Source organism: Micromonospora sp. NPDC049282 (genome assembly GCF_043197045.1).
Lineage (GTDB): Bacteria > Actinomycetota > Actinomycetes > Mycobacteriales > Micromonosporaceae > Micromonospora.
This window is the reverse complement of sequence record NZ_JBICSL010000003.1, coordinates 445,847-464,506: the sequence shown is the minus strand read 5'-3', so window position 1 is coordinate 464,506 and position 18,660 is coordinate 445,847. Positions and strand designations below refer to the sequence as shown.

The window sequence follows — 18,660 nt, the reverse complement described above, 5'->3', positions numbered from 1 at the left end:
GGGTCAGGCCGGGGCCGCGGGCGGCTCGTCCGCGCCGAGGAAGCGGCCGACGGTGGCGCTGAACTCGCGCCAACCGGCCCGTTCCCCGGCCAGCGCCCGGCCACCGGCGTCGGTGAGTTGATAGGTGCGCCGTTCCCGGCCGTTGACCGTGCTCCACGTGCTGGCGACCAGGCCGGCCCGTTCCAGCCGGCGCAGCGCCGGATAGATGGTGCCGGTGGGCAGGTCCAGCGTGCCGCCGCTGCGCGCCCGCAGCGCCTCGATGATCGCGTAGCCGTGCAAGGAGCCCTGTTCCAGCACGGCCAGCAGCAGCGCGTCCAGGTGTCCGTGCAGCGCCTGCGCCCTCATGCGTAGAAAGACTACTTGTCCGAGCTTCGGGACGCCACCGGGGTGCGGCTCCCAACCGGAACCGGTCGCACACTAGGGTATGTGCGCAGAGTCACTCGGCGGCGCGACGCCGCCGGGTGGGCACCCGAACGCACCCGGAGGTCAGCGTGGCCCGCCAGTCGCCCCAACGGCCCGACGCCGACGAGCCCGAGCTCGACGACACCGAGACGCCGGCCGCAGCAGACGAGGTCGAGATCGACCGCCCGGCGGCGGACCGCGCGCTCTGGGACGAGGTGCGGATCGACCCGGTGGAGATCGCCCTGCCCGCCGGCACCGGCTACACGCTGCGGGCCTACCGGTCGGCGCGCGAGCTGACCCCGACCGACGTCGCCGAGCGCGACCTGGACGACCCCTTCCTGGCCCGGCGCCAGGTCGTCGAGACCGAGGACGACGAGGAGGTGGTGATCCTCGACGAGGAGTTCGCCGCCCTCTCCGCCGAGGAGGACGACGAGGACGGGAAGAAGGACGGGGAGCGCGCCGCGACGCGCCGCCGCGGGAAGGCCGACGCCGACGACGAGACGGAAGCCGCCGCCGACGAGGCCGACGACGACGAGTCGGACGAGGACGACGACGCCGCGGGCGACGAGGAGGTGCCGGTCTTCCTCACCCACAAGGGCCGGCTGCTGCTGTTCAAGACGCCGGAATCACTCGTCACTTTCATCCGTTCCGGTGCGCCAAACGATCTGTCCCAGCTGGACAGTTGGAATGAACTGTCCGAACGGCTGGAACCGGCCGACATCGCCCCGTCGGACGAGGACACCTACGAACTCGACCTGGTGGTGGAGAACCTGCGCGGCGGGCACGACGCGTGGGATCCGGCGCTGCTGATCGAGGCTGGCGAGGTCGCCCGTGACCTGGCGTACGCCCTGCGGCTACCGGCGGTGCTCGACATGCTCTCCGCCGGCTCCAGCCTGGACGATCTGGACGAGGCGTTGCGCGCTTCCGTCAACGGTGGGATCGGCGGTTTCCTGGGTCGCCGCCGGTTGAAGAAAATCGGGGCACAAACCGCAAGTCTGGGTTGGCGCACCATTGTCGGCAAGATCTCTGCGGTTGTGGACTGGCGCGACTGACCCGGAGCGGGGAGCATCAGTCTCTGGCAGAACAAGACCTGTGTCCCGGGAGGAGGACGACGCCGTGGCGCTCGTGCGCGTGTACTGCGGTCTGGCCTCGGCAGATCCGGCCGACCGAACGGCTTCGGCCGGAACGACGCTGACGTCCGCTGTGGTCGACGACGCAGGCCGTCTTCTGCACGTCTGTGAGATCGGGGACGAGCCCGCCGGCTACGCGCGGCTGGTCGCGCTGCTGGTGGAGCGGTCCGGTGGGCCGAGCGGGGCGGCCATCGCCGCGGACAGCGACGACCACACCGTCACCTCGCTGCTCAGCGCCGCCGGCCGGCCGCTGGCGATCGCGGACGACGACTCGGTCGACGACTTCGCCGAGCGCTTCGCCGACGACGACTCCCTGGAGGAGATGCAGTCCCCGCCGGCCGAGCGCCGCGCGGTCGGTCTCGCCCGGGCCCTCCAGGCCGGCGCGCTCTCCGCGGTGAGCCTCCCCGCACCGCGCGACCTCGCCGGTTACAAGCAGGTCCTGTCCGCGCACGCGGCACTGGCCAGCGGGCGGCACTCGGCGGCGGTCACGCTGCGCGAGGTGCTCCGCGAGCTCTACCCGGCCGCGCTTCGGGCCTACCCCGACCCCGCCGAGCCGGTCGCCCTGGCGGTGCTCGACGCGCTGCCCGAAGCGAGCATGCTGACCGGCGCCGGCCGTGGCCGTGACATCGGCGCGGCCACCGACGCGGTGACCGCGCAACTGGCCGCCGAGGGCCTGGCGGACGCCGCCACGGTCACCGAGGCGGTGACCGCGCTGCGGGTCGCCATCTCCGAGACGCCTCGGCGCGCCACCGTCAACCGGGTGCTCACCGCCGCCGTCGCCGAGACGGTGCGGCAGGCCGTCGCCTCCGTCCGGGCCTGCGACGCCGGTTGCGACGCGCTGGTGGGCGCGCTGGCCGAACGGGCCACCCCCGTGCCGGCCGCCGGTCGCCGGGCCGCCGGTCGCCGCGGCGATCAGGTCGACGAGTTGACCGCACCCACCGGGCTGCGTCCGGTGCGCCCGGCCCAGCCCGAGCCCGCCGTCGAGCCGGCCGGCCGTCGCAGCCGACCCGAGCCGGAACTCGACGCCACCGAGCCGGCAGGCCGGCGCAGCCGCCCCGAGCCGGTCCCCGGTGGCCGGCGCAGCCGCCCGGAGCCGGTCTCCGGTCCGGCCGCCCCGACCACGCCCCGACCGCTCGGCCCGCCGCCGGTGGCGCCCGCGCCGGTCGCGCCGCCGCCGGTCGCCCCGGCCCCGGTCACCCCCGTCGCCCCGGCCGCGGCGCTGGGCCGACCGATGTCCGCGCCCCCGAACCGTCCCGCGCCGACCGGCGCCCCCCTGCCCTCGCGGGTGGACGGGCCGACCAACCGGCCGGTCTCCGCGCCGCCCCCGCCGCCGCCCGGGATCACCCCGATCGCCCCGTCCCAGCGTGGTGCGGTCCCGCCGGCCGAGGCCGGCGAGCCGTTCCGCCCGACCCTGACCACCGCGGCGATCAACAAGGCCCGGGCCGAGCGGCAGCGCACGGTCATCCCGCCGCGCCCGAAGACCACCCCGGCGGAGCCGCCGACCGGCGGCTTCAGCGCCACCGATCTGAGCATCCCGGTGCCGAGCCCGCGCCCGTCCGCCCCGGAGCCCGCACCGCCGGGTTCCCGAGCCAACTGGCCGCTGGTCAACGCCGGTGACGACCAGGCCGACCACGAGCGGGAGGCGCCCGCCTACCCGTACGGGCGAAGCGTGGACGCGCCGAGCGACCCGGGGCGGGTCACCCCGCCGTGGCTCGCCGACGACCTTCCGCAGGAGCCACCGATGCTGCGGCTGGTCGAGCCGCCGCCGCTGGCCGACCGGGCGCTGCGCTCCGAGCTGGACCGGCCGACCGACCCGGGGCTGGACACGCCGCCGCTGCGGCTGGTCGACCGGAGCGACGCGGCCCGGACGGCCGCCCGCGTCGAGGAGATGTCCGCCCCGCTGGAGCGGCGCCCTGCCCCGCTGGAGCGGCGTCCCGCGCCGAAGGAACACCGACCCCCGCCGGTCTCCGACGAGGGCGACGGCGACCTGCTGATCTTCGCGCAGGCCAAGTCCGCCTGGTTCGTCGGGCACGGCGACGAGGCCGACCTGGAGTGGTCGTCGACCGCCGACACCGGCTGGCAGGCCGCCGAGCAGGCGGCCCGCCCGGCGATCGGCTCGGAGACCAAGGCCGGCCTGCCCAAGCGGGTCCCGCAGGCCAACCTGGTGCCGGGCTCGCCGCTGCGCGAGGAACGTCCACTGCGGATCGTCCGCAACGCGGCCAGCCTCGCCGAGAACACCACCGGCTACTTCCGGGGCTGGCGGCGCGGTCAGGAGATCGGCGGCTTCGCCGTCGGCGGTCGACCGGGCCGTGAGGCGGCCGGCGGCTGGGACTTCAGCCGGGACACCGGTGACCGCGACGACGAGCGGGAATACGAATACCGCTCGGCGGGCTACCGGTCCTGACCGCAGGCCGCACGCAGGGTGTTCCTGCCCACACCGGGATAATTTGACGCCGGGTCGGGCCGGCCGGGAACATACCCGGCGGACCAGCGGCGGCGCGTGTTCGCCGTGGTGGGAAGGCGACTCCATTGGCGACACCGGCATTCGACTCCACCGTGCTCACCCGTCGGGGCGTCCTCGCGGCCGCGGCCGGCAGCCTGCTGCTCGCGGGTTGCGGGCCGCAGGGGCAGCGGCCGGACGAGGGCGCGAGCAGCAGCGCACCAGGTGACCAGAATCTGGTCGTCGGCGTCAGCCTGGAACTGAGCGGCCGGGGCGGGGCGCTCGGCGTGGTGCAGCAGCGAGCCCTGGAGATCACGGCGGAGTCGCTGAACCGGTCCGGGATCCCGGTCGGGAACCTGCTCCGGTCGGTCCGGCTGGAGATCCGGGACAACGGCAGCGACCCGGAGGTCGCCGCCCGGCACGCCGCCGAGTTGACCCGCGCCGGGGCGCACGCCCTGGTCGGTGGCGTCCTCGGTGACACCGCCACGGCCATCGCGGCGACCGCCCAGCGGGTCAAGACGCCGTTCCTGGCGCTGGGCTTCTCCGACCGCATCGTGCTGCCGCTTCCCGACCGCACGTTCAGCTTCAAGCTCACCCCGGACGGCACCGACGTGGCTCGCCGGATGGTGGACCTGCTCGAGTCGCAGCGGGTCGGACGGGTGGCCCTGCTGGCCGAGGACGGGTCGCACGGCGACTCCGGCGTACGGGCGCTCCGGGACGCGCTGGGCAGCAGCAGTGTGGACCTGGTGCGCACGGTGCGCCTGCCGGGCGGTGGGCAGAGCTTCCGGGCCGCCGCGGAGCGGGCCACCGCCGGGAAGCCGGACGGCGTCATCGTCTGGGGCACCGCACCCGACTCCGGCACGGCGGCGCGGGAACTGCGGCGCGCCGGCCACCGTGGCGCGATCTTCTTCGACGCCGGCGCGGTCGCCGACGACACGCTGCGCGGCGCCAACGCGAAGGCGGTCGAGGGCGCGTACGCCGTACACCCGGCCTGCCTGGGCGGTTCCGCGCTGACCGCCACCAGCGGGGCGCTGGTGGCCCGGCGGGACTTCGACTACCGCTACACCCAGCGGCACGGCACGTCGGTCGGCTTCGCCCCGTACGCCGCGGACGCGCTCCAGCTCCTCGCGGCGGCGGCCCGGAAGGCGACGAGCCTCGACCGGGGCCGGCTGCGGGCGTTCCTGCAGACCCAGATGGCCGAGGGCATCGCGGGCGGGTACGCGTTCACCGCGGACCGGCACGGGGGCATGGAGGCCGACTCACTCGGTGTCTACCAGGTGTCCCAGGGCGGCTGGGCCCGGTACGCCTGACCGGTCCCGCCCGGGACCGTCCCCGCCGGACGGTCCGGGTGAGCGTACGTCGCCTCCGGCGACGGACAGCACGAAGCGCCCGGTGGCCGATGGCCGCCGGGCGCTTCCGCGCGTCGGTCAGGCGGGCGCGACGGCCCGCGAGCGCCGCATGGTGAGCACGTACTCGACCAGCGAGATCAGCACGTGCTTCGTCGACTCCCGGTTACGGGCGTCGCAGGGCACCACCGGCACGTCGCGGGAGATCGCCAGCGCGTCCCGAACGTCCTGCGGATCGTGGTACTGCATACCGTCGAAGCAGTTGATGGCCACCAGGTACGGCAGCCGCCGGTGCTCGAAGAAGTCGATGGCGGCGAAGCAGTCGGCGAGCCGGCGGGTGTCCACCATCACCACCGCGCCGATCGCTCCCCGGACCAGTTCGTCCCACATGAACCAGAACCGCGTCTGACCCGGCGTACCGAAGAGGTACAGGATCAGGTCACGGTCGATCGAGATACGACCGAAGTCCATCGCCACCGTGGTCGTCGTCTTGCCCGGCACCTGCCGGGTGTCGTCGACGCCCACGCCGGCGGAGGTCATGATCGCCTCCGTGGTCAGCGGCGTGATCTCCGAGACCGAGCCGACCAGCGTCGTCTTGCCGACGCCGAAACCACCGGCGATAACAATCTTCGCCGACGTCACGCGTCCGCTCGGCACCGGCGGCCGGTGCGACATGTCAGAGCCTGCGAAGTCCACTCAGCACCCTCTCCAGCAATTCAGTGCCCACCGCGTCGTCGGAGTCGTCCAGAATGGTCGGCTCGTGGACCGCGACCAGGCCATCCGTCGCCATGTCGGCGATGAGCACCCGGGCCACGCCGAGCGGAAGCTGCATCCGCGCCGCGATCTCGGCGAGCGACTGCACACGTCCGTCACACAACGCGGCGATGTACTGGTGTTCACGACCTTGACCACCGTTGCCAGTGGCCACGGCTCGGCCGCGCACCGTCGTCTCGACGAGCGCCTCCAGGGCGATGTCGAGCCGAGGACGGGTACGACCACGGGTCACGGCGTACGGCCGGACCAACGCTCCGGTCGGTTCGTCACGATCCGCCATGTAGCCGCTCACCTCCCTCGTACCCGACACCGGCTCGCCCCGGTGACACCCGTCGCTGTCGTTGTCATTCCCGCTCCTGACCCACCGGCCAGCGCGTCATTCAGCCCATCATCCCCACAGCCGTACGCGGCTGTGGCGTCAGGGCGTCGCCCACCCGGTCGACGAGCAGGGCCATCTCGTACCCGACCTGACCCACGTCGCAGCTGCGCGCCGCGAGTACCGCGAACGACGAGCCGTCGGAGATGGACATCAGGAACAGGAAACCGTTGTCCATCTCGACGACTGTCTGCAGCACCGCCCCGCCCTCGAAGCAGCGCGCCGCGCCCTGGGTCAGGCTGACCAGGCCGGAGGAGATGGCCGCGAGCTGGTCGGCGCGATCCCGCGGGAGGTCACGGGACGAGGCCAGAAGCAGGCCGTCGGCCGAGACCGCGACCGCGTGCGCCACGCCGGGCACCCGGTCGGCGAAGTTGGCGAGCAGCCATCCGAGATCCTGCGTAGTAGTCATCCTTGTTGCTCCTTCTGCCCGCTCCCGGCCACCGGGCCTGAGCCAGACTGCGAGGACTGCTGCCCGCCCGGAGTGCCCTCCGGGCCGGTCGTGTTGCTGTCGGTCGGGTGGTTACGCCCCCGCTGGACACCCCGATGGTAGGCCGAGAGCAGACCCCGGACGGCCTCCGGCGTCCGCCGCTGCGCTACCGGCGACGGCTTGTCGATGCTTCCCGGCACGAGTTGCGCCATCGGCGTCCGCTTCGGCAGGCCCTTCTGCGTGGTCTCCGCGACCGGGACCTCGGTGGCCGCCGAGGCGGCACGCCACCCGTCGTCGGCCGCGGTCTGCCACGGCGACGACGACGGCTGCGGCGGCGCCGCCGGCTGCCGGGTGGGCAACCCTCCGGCGTACGCGGGACGGGCACCCCCGTTCGCCGCCCGGCTGTCCCGCGGTGCTCCGCCGGCCGTCGGGGTGTGTGCCATCGGTGTGTTACCTGTCGTGGCGGGTGTCTGCGGCACGGGCCGACCGGCGGTGTCCACCTTGGCGAACTGCTGGGTCGCGGCGCCGTTCGCCGACGCCGCCTGGGCCGGTGCCGCCGCCTCCTCGTTCGGCCCCGGCCGGCGGGTGCGGAACCAGGCCGACTCGAGCTCCCGGAAGATCGGCAGCTCCATCGTCTCGTCCGCGTACCGCTGGCGGCTGCCGGCCTGCTGCGGCGCCGCCGGCCGCGGTGCGGGGGCCGGCGCCGACGGCGTGGCCGGCGGCTGGGCGACGGGCTGCTGCGGCGCGGCCGACGGCGTCTCCGAACGCGGGACCCGTGGCAGCTCGGTGGTCATGTCCATGCCGCTGGTGGGACGCTCCGGCGCGGCAGGGGCCGGGGCCGGGGTGACCGGCGGCCAGACCGGCGGCGCGCCCACGTGCGGCGCGGGCGCCGGACGCGACGGCAACTGGCCAGCCGGCGGCGCGGAGACCGGGTAGCCGTCGTTCGTCGGGCCGGAGACCGGAGTGGCCGACACCGGACGGGCCGGGAGCGGGGTGCCGGAGACCGGCGCCGCCGACACCGGACGGCCGGAGTATGCGTCGCCCGAGACCGGCGCGGCGGACACCGGACGGCCGGAGTATGCGTCACCCGGAGCCGGACGGCCCGAGTAGGGGTCGATCGAGTACGGGTCACCCGAGACCGGGTGGCCGGAGACCGGGGCGGCCGACACCGGATGTCCGGCGAAGGGGTGGCCCGAGGCCGGGACGCCGGAGACCGGCGGCAGCGGCGGCGCCGACACCGGCGGGACCGGCGGGGCGGACACCGGCGGCGGGCTGTAGGGCCGCGCCTCGGGGCTGCTCGGCAGCTGCCGCGGGATCGCCGGCTGCTGGCCGCTGACGGCCGGGTCGCCTTCGCCCGGGTTGCGCCGCTGGGGCAGCGGGTCGATCGGCTGACCGTTCGCCGACCGCGGCGGATAGCCGTCGCCGCCGCTCGCGTTGGCCCCGGTCAGGTCGGACCAGGCCGGCATGGCGCGACCGGCGTTGGCCGGCGTGCCGGCGCCGTTGCGGTGGCCCGGGTCGAAGGACCGGCCGCCGAGCGTGACCTGGTTGCCGGAGGTGCCGGGGTGCGGCGCCGGCGGCGGGGTCTGCGGGCCGTTGCCGAGCGCGGCCAGGGCACCGAAGGCCGGGGCCGGGCCGGCGCCGAAGGCCGGCGCGGGACCGGCGCCGAAGGCCGGCGCGAGGCCGCCCTGCTGCGGGCCGGCGGCCGGGAGCGCCGGCGTCGGCTGTCCGCGTCCGGCGAGGGCACGCGGCACCAGGACCGTGGTGGGCAGCGTGACGTCGGCGACGGTGCCCCGGTCGGCGGCGGGCCGCAGCTCGACCCTGACGCCGTGCCGGGCCGCCAACCGGGCGACCACGACGAGACCCATCATCCGGGAAACCGCCACGTCCACCTGCGGCGGCGTGGCCAGTCGCTCGTTCAGGTCGTGGAGCTGGTCGGCGCTGATGCCGATGCCGCGGTCCTCGACGTAGAGGGAGGCGCGGTCGCCGACCCGGCGGGCCTCCACCATGACGTGCGAATCCGGCGGGGAGAACGCGGTGGCGTTGTCGAACAGCTCGGCGACGAGGTGCACCAGGTCGTTGACCGCGTGCGCGGCGACCTCGATGTCCCGGTCGATGACGCCGAACTCGATCCGGGTGTAGTGCTCGACCTCGGACTGGGCGGCCCGGAGCACGTCGATCAGGGCCGCCGGCTCGCGCTGCACGCGGGTGGAGTCCGCGCCGGCGAGGACCAGCAGGTTCTCGTCGTTGCGGCGCATCCGGGTGGCCAGGTGGTCGAGCTGGAACAGCTCGGCCAGCCGGTCCGGGTCCTCCTCGCCACGCTCCAGCCGGTCGAGGTGACCGATCAGGCGGTCGACCAGGATCTGCGAGCGGCGGGCCAGGTTGACGAACATGGTCGCGACGGACGCCCGCAGCGCGGCCTGCTCGGCCGCGGTCCGGACCGCCTCCAGGTGGACGGCGTTGAACGCCTCGGTCACCTGGCCGAACTCGTCCTTGCTGCGCACCGGCAGCGGCTCGGCGATCTGGTTGGCCAGCTGCACCGGGGAGAGCTGGCCGGTCACCTGCGGGTCGCGCAGCCGGGCCACCGCCTGCGGCAGGCCGTACTGGGCCACCGAGAGGGCGCCCTGGCGCAGGTCGCGCAGCGAACGGGCCATCGAGCGGGCGACCAGGTAGGCGAAGAGGATGGCCAGCAGCAGCATGGTGAGCAGCAGGCCGGTCTCGAGGAACACCTGGCGCTGGGTGTCCGAGCGCAGCTCGTCGGCCTGCCGGACCACGTTGCCGTCGAGCCGGGACTCGACCGTGCGGATCAGCTTGGCGTTGCCGACCATGGCCTGGTCCCACTGGTCCGGCCCGAACGGCGCGCCCCGCATCGAACCGCTGTTGTTGCCCCGCATGAAGCCGGTGAGGTTTTCCGCCTTGCGCAGGTCGGGGCCCTCGACGGTCTGGTCGAAGAACTCGGAGTCGGCCGGGGTGGCGACGGACCGGAAGGTCGCGAGCGCCTGCGCCTGGGCGGTGCCGCTGGCGATGAACTGCTCGCGCAGCGCCGGACTGTACTGCCCCTGGGTGAGCGCCTGGTGCACGACCACCCGACGCTGGGCCAGGTATTCCTTCTGCCGGGCCACCGCGGCGGCGGCGCGCATCCGGTCGCTGAGGTCGTTGTCGCCGGCGAGCTGGGTGGTCGAGTCGCGGATCGACAGCAGGTCTTCGATCAGGCTGTCGTACACCTTCTTCGCGTCGTCGATCTTGAGCTTGCCGTTCAGCACCTGGCTGCGGGTGGCCGGCAGGTCCTTGAGCTGGTCGTCGATCTCGTTCAGCCGGACCTCGAAGTTGCGCGGCAGGTCGTCGAGCTCGCCGCGCTGCCGCGAGTAGGGCGCCTTCGCCTGGTCCACCCGCTGGTTGGCCCGGTTGAAGGCCTCCTGGTACTGCGCCCGGGTCTGGACTTCCCTCGCGCCGAGGAAGAGCACCGAACCGGCCCGCTCGTCCTGCATCTTGTCGGCCAGGTCGCCCGAGTAGCCGATCAGGCTGGCCAGATCGCCGGCCCGATTGGCGCTGTTGAGCGTCTCCAGGTGGTCGACCAGACCACTGGTGCCCACCACGACCGTGGCAATGGTCGGCACGATCATGATCAGACCGAGCTTGGACCAGATCGGCATGTCGCGCAGCCGGCTCGCCGGCCGGCGCAGCCGCGACAGGAAGGAGCCCGCCGTCGTTGGCCGTTTGCTCACGTCACCGCCCTCGCAAAACCGCGTCCGACGTCACCTGAGGGCAACGCCGAGCGACCGACCCGGCGGGTCGGACCTCCGAGATTCCATCACGCCGCTCCGCAAAGAGAAAGCCCAGGTTGTCCCTCGCCGGAGGTGTGATGAGATGTTGATGCAATTTGATAGCAATCCGTCTGGCCGGAGTCACTGAAGGTAATGGAACACCCGCATCGCGTCGTCCTCCTCGCCGGGCCATCCGGCTCGGGAAAGTCGTACATAGCGCAGCGAACCGGACTTCCGGTGCTGTGCCTGGACGACTTCTACAAGGACGGCGATGACCCCACGTGTCCACGCCGGAACGGACAGGTCGACTGGGAGTCCCCCTTGTCCTGGGATGCGGACACGGCGGTGGAAACAATTGCCCGATTGGCCCGGGAGGGCAAGGCCGAAGTGCCGGTTTATGCGATCGGCGCGGACCGGAGGGTGGCCACCCGGCCATTTGACGTCGACGGATCGCCATTCTTCGTCGCCGAAGGGATCTTCGCCGCCGAGATCGTCGCCGAGTGCCGGCGCCGGGGCCTGCTCGCCGGGGCGTACGCGCTGCGCCGCCCACGCGGCGCGACCTTCCTCCGCCGGCTCGCCCGCGACCTCGCCGAGCAGCGCAAGGCGCCCGGGGTGCTGCTCCGGCGCGGCCTCACGCTGCTGCGGGCCGAGCCGGCCGTGCTGCGCCGCCAGACCGGGCTGGGCGCCGAGGCCGCCCGCGCCGGCGAGGTGCTGCGCGGGGTGGCCGCCCTCCTCGCCGGCCACCCGCGCCGGCCGTGATCAGCCGATCAGCTTCGCGTACGCCGGCTTGATCACCTCGTCGATGATCCGCAGCCGCTCGTCGAACGGGATGAAGGCGCTCTTCATCGCGTTGATGGTGAACCACTGGAGTTCCTTCCAGCCGTAGCCGAAGGCCTCCACCAGCAGCGCCATCTCGCGCGACATCGAGGTGCCGCTCATCAGCCGGTTGTCGGTGTTCACGGTCGCCCGGAAGCGCAGGTCGCGCAGCAGCCCGATCGGGTGGTCGGCGATCGACGCCACCGCGCCGGTCTGCACGTTCGACGACGGGCACAGCTCCAGCGGGATGCGCTTGTCCCGCACGTACGCGGCCAGCCGGCCCAGCACGGGCGGGTTGCCCGGCGTGATGTCGTCGACGATGCGTACGCCGTGCCCGAGCCGGTCCGCGCCGCACCACTGGATCGCCTGCCAGATCGACGGCAGGCCGAACGCCTCGCCGGCGTGAATGGTGAAGTGGAAGTTCTCCCGCTGGAGGTATTCGAACGCGTCCAGGTGCCGGGTGGGCGGGAACCCGGCCTCGGCGCCGGCGATGTCGAAGCCGACCACGCCGGTGTCCCGGTGCCGCACCGCCAGCTCGGCGATCTCCTGCGAACGGGCGGCGTGCCGCATCGCGGTGAGCAGGGTGCCGATCCGGATCGGCGTGCCCGCCTCGCCGGCCAGCGCGCTGCCCTCCCGGAACCCGGTCACCACCGCCTCGACCACCTCGTCCAGGGTCAGGTTCCGCTCCAGGTGCTGCTCGGGCGCGAACCGGACCTCGGCGTAGACGACACCGTCGGCGGCCAGGTCCAGCGCGCACTCCCGGGCGACGCGGCGCAGCGCGCTCGCGGTCTGCATCACCGCCACGGTGTGCGCGAACGTCTCCAGGTAGCGCTCCAGCGAACCGGAGTTCGCCGCCTCGGCGAACCAGCGACCGAGCGCGTCCGGATCGGTGGTGGGCAGTTCGTGGCCGGCCTCGGCGGCCAGTTCGACGATCGTCGCGGGCCGCAGGCCGCCGTCGAGGTGATCGTGCAGCAGCGCCTTCGGGACCTTGACGATGTCCTCGTACGAGATTGCGACCATGCCCAGACCCTAGTCACCGGTGGTACCGGCCGGGCAGCGGACCGGGTGAGGATCAGGGCCGCCAGCCGTACACCCGCTCCACGACCAGACGCAGGACCAGACGCCCGTCGGCCACCATGGCGGCCCGGTAGTCCGCCCAGTCCGGGTGTTCGCCGCGGATCCGCCGGTAGACCTCGACCAGCTCCTCGACCGTCGCGTCGTCGGTCGCGGCGGCCGGCGGGGTGAGCGTGACCGTGCCCTCGGCCACCGCGTACGCCCCGCCGTCGGCGGTGGTCACGTGGAAGCTGGCCCGGGGATCGCGGCGCAGGTTGCGCACCTTGGCCCGGTCGGCCGTGCTGGAGCAGCGGACGAGCCCCGGTTCGGCCAGGTAGTCGAGGTTGGAGAGCTGGGGTCGCCCGTCCCGGCGCAGGGTGACCAGGACACCGCGCCCGCGCTCGCCGAACAGCTCCCACAACCGCGCTTTCGTTGACATGTCATCGAACATAGGAGGCACATCGGTGATGCGTCAACCACTTCGTTAGGATCGGGGCATGGACGAACCGCGCTGGCTGGACGAGCGGGAGGACCGCGCGTGGCGCGGCTACCGGCGAATGCGCCGCCTGCTCGACCTGGAGCTGGCCCGCGAGCTGATGCAGGACGCCGGCCTCTCCGAGCCGGACTACGACGTCCTCAGCGACCTCTCCGAGACCCCGGACCAGCGGTTGCGGCTCAGTGAGCTGGCCGATCGCATGCTCTGGTCCCGCAGCCGGCTCTCCCACCACATCTCCCGGATGCGGCAGCGCGGGCTGGTCACCCGGGAGGAGTGCGCCACCGACGGTCGCGGCTCGATCGTCGCGCTCACCCCGGCCGGCCGGCGGGCCGTCGAAGCCGCCGCGCCCGGCCACGTGGCCGCCGTCCGGCGGCACCTGATCGACCTGCTCACCCCGGCGGAGCTGACGGCGCTCGGCACGCTGAGCCGGCGCGTGGTCGACCACCTCACCGACCGCACGGAAGCGGCGGGCTGACGCGTGGACCCCCGCATCCTGACCCGGCTGCGCTGCCCGGTCTGCGGCGAGCCGCTGGCCGAGACCACCGCCGGCACCACCCGCGCGCTGCGCTGCCCGCGCGGGCACAGCTTCGACACCGCCCGACAGGGATACGTCAACCTGCTCGCCGGCCGGGCCCCGCACGGCGGGGACAGCGCGGAGATGGTCGCCGCCCGGGCCGACTTCCTCGCCGCCGGCCACTACGACACGCTCGCCGCCGCGCTGGCCGCCGCCGCGAGCCGGATCGCACCCGGCGATCCGTACCCCCTGGTGGTGGAGCCCGGCGCCGGGACCGGGCACTATCTCGCCACGGTGCTGGCGGCGCTGCCGGACGCCGCCGGCCTGGCCCTGGACGTCTCCAAGCCGGCGCTGCGCCGCGCGGCCCGCGCGCATCCGCGCGCCGCCGCCGCCCTGGCCGACACCTGGCAGCGGCTGCCGCTGGCCGACCGGTCCACGGCCGTGCTGCTGAACGTCTTCGCGCCCCGCAACGGCCCGGAGTTTCACCGGGTGCTCGATTCGACCGGCGCGCTGCTGGTGGTCACCCCGACCACCGACCACCTCGGCGAACTGGTCGAGGCGCTCGACCTGCTACGGGTGGACCCGGCCAAGGCCGACCGGGTCGCCGGCAGCCTGGGCGGCCACTTCGTCGAGGAGTCCACCACCGAGCACCGGGCCCGGCTGGCATTGACCCGCACCGAGGTCACCACGCTGGTCGGGATGGGCCCCAGCGCCTGGCACTCGGATCCGCAACGGCTCGCCGCGCGGATCGCCGCGCTGCCCGAACCGACGCCGGTCACGCTCGCCGTCCGGCTCGGCACGCACCGCCCGCGCTGAGCGGACTCAGGTGGAGAGGTCGACCTCTTCCCAGCCCGGCGGCTCCTCGTGGTACGGCCCGCGCAGCACCACCGCCCACTCCAGCGCCCACCGGCGCTGCCCGATCGCGTTCGCGTCCACCAGCCCGGGCAGCTCCTGCCCGGCCCGCTCGGTCTCCAGGTAGGCCCAGTCCAGGCAGTAGTGCAGGTCGAGCAGGGCGGCCGCGTCGGCGGGATGCTGCGGGGCGGCCAGGATCCGGGCCCGCCACTGGGCGAACGTCTCGCCCGTGACGAGGTTCGGCATCCGCTCGACCAGTCGCTCGTCCACCGGCACGGTCGGGTCCAGCTGCTTGCTCAGGCCGAGCACCCAGGCCAGCGAGAAGAGCGCGTCGTGGTGCAGCACGAACGACCGGTGGTCGCCCCGGCCGCCCATCACGAACTGCCACTCCGGCGGCGTCAGCATCTCCACCAGATGCGACTCCAGCAGCCAGCTCATCGCGGCCTGCGGAGGCATGCCGAAACAGCGGGCCAGGATCAGGTGCAGCACCGCGATCCGCGCCTCGATCTCCGGCGTGGGGCGCAGCTCGATCTCGTCGCCCGGCTCCCAGACCAGCGGGAACTGCGGCGGCGGCAGCGGAAGACCCAGCCGGGACAGCTCGTCCAGGCTCGCCTCACGGACGGCCCGGGGGTCGGGAGCGGATACGCGCAACGCCTCAGTCCCTGTCTGCTCGCCTCGGCTCGATGCCGGTCGGTCCCCCTGGCCTGCGAGGATAGCGGCTCCGACCGGGCCGGCACCATGCCCGGCCGGTCACCCGATCCGCTCGATGAGCAGCGGCGTCGTGGTCGGGGCCGCCGACGCCACCCGGATCGCCCCGCGCGCCTGCGCCAACGCGGCCGGGATCCGCTCGGCGTGCTCGGCGCGCAGCTCGAACAGCGGGTCCCCGACGCGCACCGGGTCGCCGGGGCGCTTGTGCAGCACCACGCCGGCCGGGACGCTGACCGGGTCCTCCTTGCGGGCCCGGCCGGCGCCGAGGCGCCAGGCGGCCACCCCGATCGCGTACGCGTCCACCTCGGCCACCCAGCCGTCCTCGGCCGCGGTGACCACCTCGACCTCGTTCGCGGTCGGCATCGGGGCGTCCGGGTCGCCGCCCTGCGCCCGGATCATCGCGCGCCACGAGTCCATGGCCCGCCCGTCGCGCAGCGCGGCGGCCGGGTCGGCGTCCGGCAGGCCGGCCGCGTCGAGCATCTCCCGGGCCAGCGCCAGCGTCAGCTCCACCACGTCGGCCGGGCCGCCGCCGGCCAGCACCTCCACCGACTCGGTCACCTCGACCGCGTTGCCGACGGCCAGGCCGAGCGGGGTGGACATGTCGGTGAGCAGGGCGACCGTGCGCACCCCGTGCGCGCCGCCCAGCTCGACCATGGTGCGGGCCAGCTCGCGGGCGTCGTCGACGTTCTTCATGAAGGCGCCGGAGCCGACCTTCACGTCGAGCACCAGCGCCCCGGTCCCCTCGGCGATCTTCTTGCTCATGATCGAGCTGGCGATCAGCGGGATCGCCTCGACGGTGCCGGTGACGTCGCGCAGCGCGTACAGCTTGCGGTCGGCCGGGGCGAGCCCGTCACCGGCCGCGCAGATCACCGCGCCGACGTCGCGGAGCTGGGCGATGAACTCGTCGTTGCCGAGCGCGGCCCGCCAGCCCGGGATCGACTCCAGCTTGTCGAGCGTGCCGCCGGTGTGGCCCAGGCCCCGGCCGGAGAGCTGCGGGACGGCCGCGCCGCACGCGGCGACCAGCGGGGTCAGCGGCAGGGTGATCTTGTCACCGACGCCGCCGGTGGAGTGCTTGTCGACGGTCGGCCGGGCCACCGGCGACAGGTCCAGCCGCTCGCCGCTGGCGATCATGGCGGCGGTCCACCGGGCGATCTCCGGGCCGGTCATGCCGCGCAGCAGGATCGCCATGGCCAGCGCCGACATCTGCTCGTCGGCCACCAACCCCTTGGTGTACGCGTCGACCACCCAGTCGATCTGCCCGTCGCTCAGCACACCCCCGTCCCGCTTGGCCCGAATGACATCAACCGCCGTGAAAGCACTCACCTTTGAGTTCCCATCAATAGATCAACACTCGGACCCGCGACGATCCGCGAACGGCGACCACGTCAGGCCTGGGCCGACCGTGCCCGGCGGAGGGATCAAGCCTGACCGCCCGGAGCCGGGCACGGTCGGCCCAGGCCCCCACCGCAACCAAACTCAGCCCCACCGAACCGGAATCTCCGACGGCGGCTCACCCTCACCGGCCCAGAAGATCGCGCCCGAAGCGTCCACCACGACCACGCGCGGCGTCCGCGCCGCCCCCCACTCGATCGCCCCGCCGGGATCGTCCCAGGTCGGGCCCTCCTCCAGCACGCCGGTCTCGGCACCCTCGGTGTCACCGGCCGACCGTTCCCAGTACGCCGTCCAGACCTGCTGGCCGGCCGAGAGGTCCGGGTGCACGAACACCGTGCCACGACCCCGCCAGGAGGCCAGCCGGTCCGGCACCACCGGCACCGGGTGCGCGCCGGTCACCGCCTCGATGTCGGCCACGTCGAACGCGTGCGGCAGCAGCTCGGCCATCCGCAGCGGGCCGCCGTTCGCCTCGATCAGGCACTCCGGCCCGCCCTGCTCCCAGAGCAGCTGCCGGCACCGGCCGCACGGCATCAGCGGCTCGCCGGTCGCGTCGACGCAGGACAGCGCCACGATCCGGCCGCCGCCGGTGGCGTGCAGCGAGGAGACCACGCCGCACTCGGCGCAGAGCACCACGCCGTACGCGGCGTTCTCCACGTTGCAGCCGACCACCACCCGGCCGTCGTCGACCAGGGCGGCCGCCCCGACCGGGAACTTCGAGTACGGCACGTACGCGTGTCGCATCACCTCGGTGGCGGCGGCCCGCAGCCGCTCCCAGTCGATCTCCATCACAACTCCCATTCTGCCCAATTCACGCCGATCGGTCGCGCGCGCCGCCGGAGACGACGGTGCCCGGCGGGTCGACCCCGCCGGGCACGGTGCCTCGCGGGCGGTCAGCCCTTGATGTACGGCTTGCCGTCGGCGGCCGGCGCCCGGACCCGGCCGACCAGCCCGGCCACCGCCAGGATCGTCGCCAGGTAGGGCAGCATCGCCAGGAACTGGCTCGGGATGCTGCTGCCGATCGCCCCGAGGTAGGTGGCGAGTTGGTCGGCGAAGCCGAAGAAGAGCGCCGCGAGCAGCGCGCCGGTCGGGCTCCACCGGCCGAAGATCAACGCGGCCAGGGCGATGAAGCCCTTGCCGCCGATCATGTTCTTGGTGAACGAGTAGAGCGCCAGCGTGTACGACGCCCCACCGACGCCGGCCACCAGGCCCGCCATGATCACGTTGCGGTAGCGCAGCCGCAGCACCTTCACGCCGAGCGTGTCCGCGGCGGTCGGGTGCTCACCGACCGACCGGGTCCGCAGGCCCCACCGGGTGCGGAACAGCGCCAGGTGGATGACCAGCACCAGCAGCAGGCCCAGGTAGAGGAAGATGTTGCCGCGGAACAGCGCCGGACCGAGCAGCGGGATGTCCTTCAGCAGCGGGATCTCCCAGTTGCTGAACCGCGGCGCGCTGTTGTACTTCGCCACGTCGGTCTGCATCAGCCGCTCGTAGAGGAAGCCGGTGACGCCGACCGCCAGCAGGTTGAGCACGATGCCCATGACCACCTGGTCGACCAGGTAGCGGATGGCGAACACGGCCAGCAGCAGGGAGATGAACGCGCCGCCGATCGCGGCGGCCACCAGACCCACCCAGACACTGCCGGAGATGCTGCCGAACAGCGCGCCGGAGAAGGCGCCCATCAGCAACTGGCCCTCGATCGCCACGTTGACCACGCCGGAGCGCTCGCAGAGCACACCGGCAAGCGCGCCGAAGATCAGCGGCAGCGCCAGGATGAACGTGCCTCGCAGCACGTTGACCAACGGCATGAAGTTGCGCCCCTCGGGGGCGGCGGACACCTGCCAGCACAGGAAGCTCAACACGAAGGCGACCAGCCCGGCGCCGAGCAGCAGGGTGAACCAGCGCTTGGGCACGCCGGCCAGCAGCGCGGCCCCGGCGGCGGCGGCGATGACCCCGAACAGGATCGCGCCGATCGTGCCGTTGATCTCCAGGGCGGCGCCGCCCTCGGTCTCGCTGAGCGTGAAGCGGGCCTGCTGGTCGGTGGCGAGCGCGCCGAACAGCACCGCCGCGAGCACACCCAGCGCCAGCAGGACGGCACCGGCCTTGCGGGCCCGCGTCCAGAAACCCTCGTCGACCGCGGTGACCGCGACGTCGGGGACAGCGGTGGTGGACATGC

At 73.7% G+C, this 18,660-nt stretch carries 17 protein-coding genes; 6 read left to right on the top strand and 11 right to left on the bottom strand.

Translation table 11 applies throughout. From position 1 onward, the window contains the following. Positions 1–3 precede the first annotated feature (3 nt). Positions 4–345, bottom strand: a complete 342-nt coding sequence (locus tag ACGFI2_RS08825) for a PadR family transcriptional regulator (protein WP_393512869.1) — start codon at positions 343–345, stop codon at positions 4–6. Positions 346–461: 116 nt separating this feature from the next. On the opposite strand from ACGFI2_RS08825, the gene ACGFI2_RS08820 reads away from it, so the two are divergent. The 3 genes from ACGFI2_RS08820 (at position 462) to ACGFI2_RS08810 (ending at position 5,282) form a co-directional block, all read left to right on the top strand. Then, the gene (locus tag ACGFI2_RS08820) at positions 462–1,454 is read left to right on the top strand and encodes a DNA primase (protein ID WP_393512866.1); all 993 of its coding nucleotides are present in this window, start codon (positions 462–464) and stop codon (positions 1,452–1,454) included. 40 nt (positions 1,455–1,494) lie between these two features. Continuing rightward, positions 1,495–3,936 (top strand): transposase, encoded by a 2,442-nt coding sequence (locus tag ACGFI2_RS08815; RefSeq protein ID WP_393512863.1) that lies wholly within the window; start codon positions 1,495–1,497, stop codon positions 3,934–3,936. 125 nt (positions 3,937–4,061) lie between these two features. Further along, the gene (locus tag ACGFI2_RS08810) at positions 4,062–5,282 is read left to right on the top strand and encodes an ABC transporter substrate-binding protein (RefSeq protein WP_393512860.1); all 1,221 of its coding nucleotides are present in this window, start codon (positions 4,062–4,064) and stop codon (positions 5,280–5,282) included. A gap of 117 nt (positions 5,283–5,399) precedes the next feature. Here ACGFI2_RS08810 and ACGFI2_RS08805 read toward each other — a convergent pair whose 3' ends face one another. From ACGFI2_RS08805 to ACGFI2_RS08790, 4 genes are all read right to left on the bottom strand, one after another. Beyond that, positions 5,400–5,993 carry an ATP/GTP-binding protein gene (locus ACGFI2_RS08805; RefSeq protein ID WP_091061022.1) on the bottom strand — a complete coding sequence of 198 codons (594 nt, stop codon included), beginning with the start codon at positions 5,991–5,993 and terminating at the stop codon, positions 5,400–5,402. A 1-nt stretch (position 5,994) separates the two neighbouring features. Next, positions 5,995–6,372, bottom strand: a complete 378-nt coding sequence (locus ACGFI2_RS08800) for a DUF742 domain-containing protein (protein WP_091416218.1) — start codon at positions 6,370–6,372, stop codon at positions 5,995–5,997. 100 nt (positions 6,373–6,472) lie between these two features. After that, complete coding sequence (locus ACGFI2_RS08795; RefSeq protein WP_089011242.1) at positions 6,473–6,877, bottom strand: roadblock/LC7 domain-containing protein; 405 nt, start codon at positions 6,875–6,877, stop codon at positions 6,473–6,475. Further along, entirely contained in the window at positions 6,874–10,617 is a 3,744-nt protein-coding gene (locus ACGFI2_RS08790) for a nitrate- and nitrite sensing domain-containing protein (protein ID WP_393512855.1), read from the bottom strand. Before ACGFI2_RS08790 ends, ACGFI2_RS08795 begins: the two co-directional genes overlap by 4 nt. Positions 10,618–11,076: 459 nt before the next feature. Here ACGFI2_RS08790 and ACGFI2_RS08785 point away from each other — a divergent pair, with 459 nt between their 5' ends. After that, on the top strand, positions 11,077–11,415 hold the full coding sequence (locus ACGFI2_RS08785) for a hypothetical protein (protein WP_393512853.1): 339 nt from the start codon (positions 11,077–11,079) through the stop codon (positions 11,413–11,415). Here ACGFI2_RS08785 and ACGFI2_RS08780 read toward each other — a convergent pair whose 3' ends face one another. Together ACGFI2_RS08780 and ACGFI2_RS08775 are read right to left on the bottom strand one after the other, a co-directional pair. Continuing rightward, positions 11,416–12,492 (bottom strand): adenosine deaminase, encoded by a 1,077-nt coding sequence (locus ACGFI2_RS08780; protein ID WP_393512850.1) that lies wholly within the window; start codon positions 12,490–12,492, stop codon positions 11,416–11,418. Positions 12,493–12,544: 52 nt separating this feature from the next. Next, positions 12,545–12,964: a PPOX class F420-dependent oxidoreductase gene (locus ACGFI2_RS08775; RefSeq protein ID WP_393512847.1), complete on the bottom strand. Its 420-nt coding sequence runs from the start codon at positions 12,962–12,964 to the stop codon at positions 12,545–12,547. A gap of 58 nt (positions 12,965–13,022) precedes the next feature. Here ACGFI2_RS08775 and ACGFI2_RS08770 point away from each other — a divergent pair, with 58 nt between their 5' ends. Together ACGFI2_RS08770 and ACGFI2_RS08765 are read left to right on the top strand one after the other, a co-directional pair. Beyond that, on the top strand, positions 13,023–13,496 hold the full coding sequence (locus tag ACGFI2_RS08770; protein WP_393512844.1) for a MarR family winged helix-turn-helix transcriptional regulator: 474 nt from the start codon (positions 13,023–13,025) through the stop codon (positions 13,494–13,496). Between the two features lie 3 nt (positions 13,497–13,499). After that, on the top strand, positions 13,500–14,351 hold the full coding sequence (locus ACGFI2_RS08765; protein ID WP_393512841.1) for a putative RNA methyltransferase: 852 nt from the start codon (positions 13,500–13,502) through the stop codon (positions 14,349–14,351). 6 nt (positions 14,352–14,357) lie between these two features. On the opposite strand, the gene ACGFI2_RS08760 is transcribed toward ACGFI2_RS08765, so the two are convergent. The 4 genes from ACGFI2_RS08760 to ACGFI2_RS08745 form a co-directional block, all read right to left on the bottom strand. Further along, positions 14,358–15,038 (bottom strand): DUF4272 domain-containing protein, encoded by a 681-nt coding sequence (locus ACGFI2_RS08760; protein ID WP_393512838.1) that lies wholly within the window; start codon positions 15,036–15,038, stop codon positions 14,358–14,360. A gap of 99 nt (positions 15,039–15,137) precedes the next feature. Continuing rightward, complete coding sequence (locus ACGFI2_RS08755) at positions 15,138–16,418, bottom strand: thymidine phosphorylase (RefSeq protein ID WP_393512835.1); 1,281 nt, start codon at positions 16,416–16,418, stop codon at positions 15,138–15,140. A gap of 153 nt (positions 16,419–16,571) precedes the next feature. Next, positions 16,572–17,273, bottom strand: coding sequence for a cytidine deaminase (locus tag ACGFI2_RS08750; RefSeq protein ID WP_393512832.1), 702 nt, complete (start codon positions 17,271–17,273; stop codon positions 16,572–16,574). Between the two features lie 104 nt (positions 17,274–17,377). Then, positions 17,378–18,658 (bottom strand): ABC transporter permease, encoded by a 1,281-nt coding sequence (locus ACGFI2_RS08745; protein WP_393512830.1) that lies wholly within the window; start codon positions 18,656–18,658, stop codon positions 17,378–17,380. Positions 18,659–18,660 lie beyond the last annotated feature (2 nt).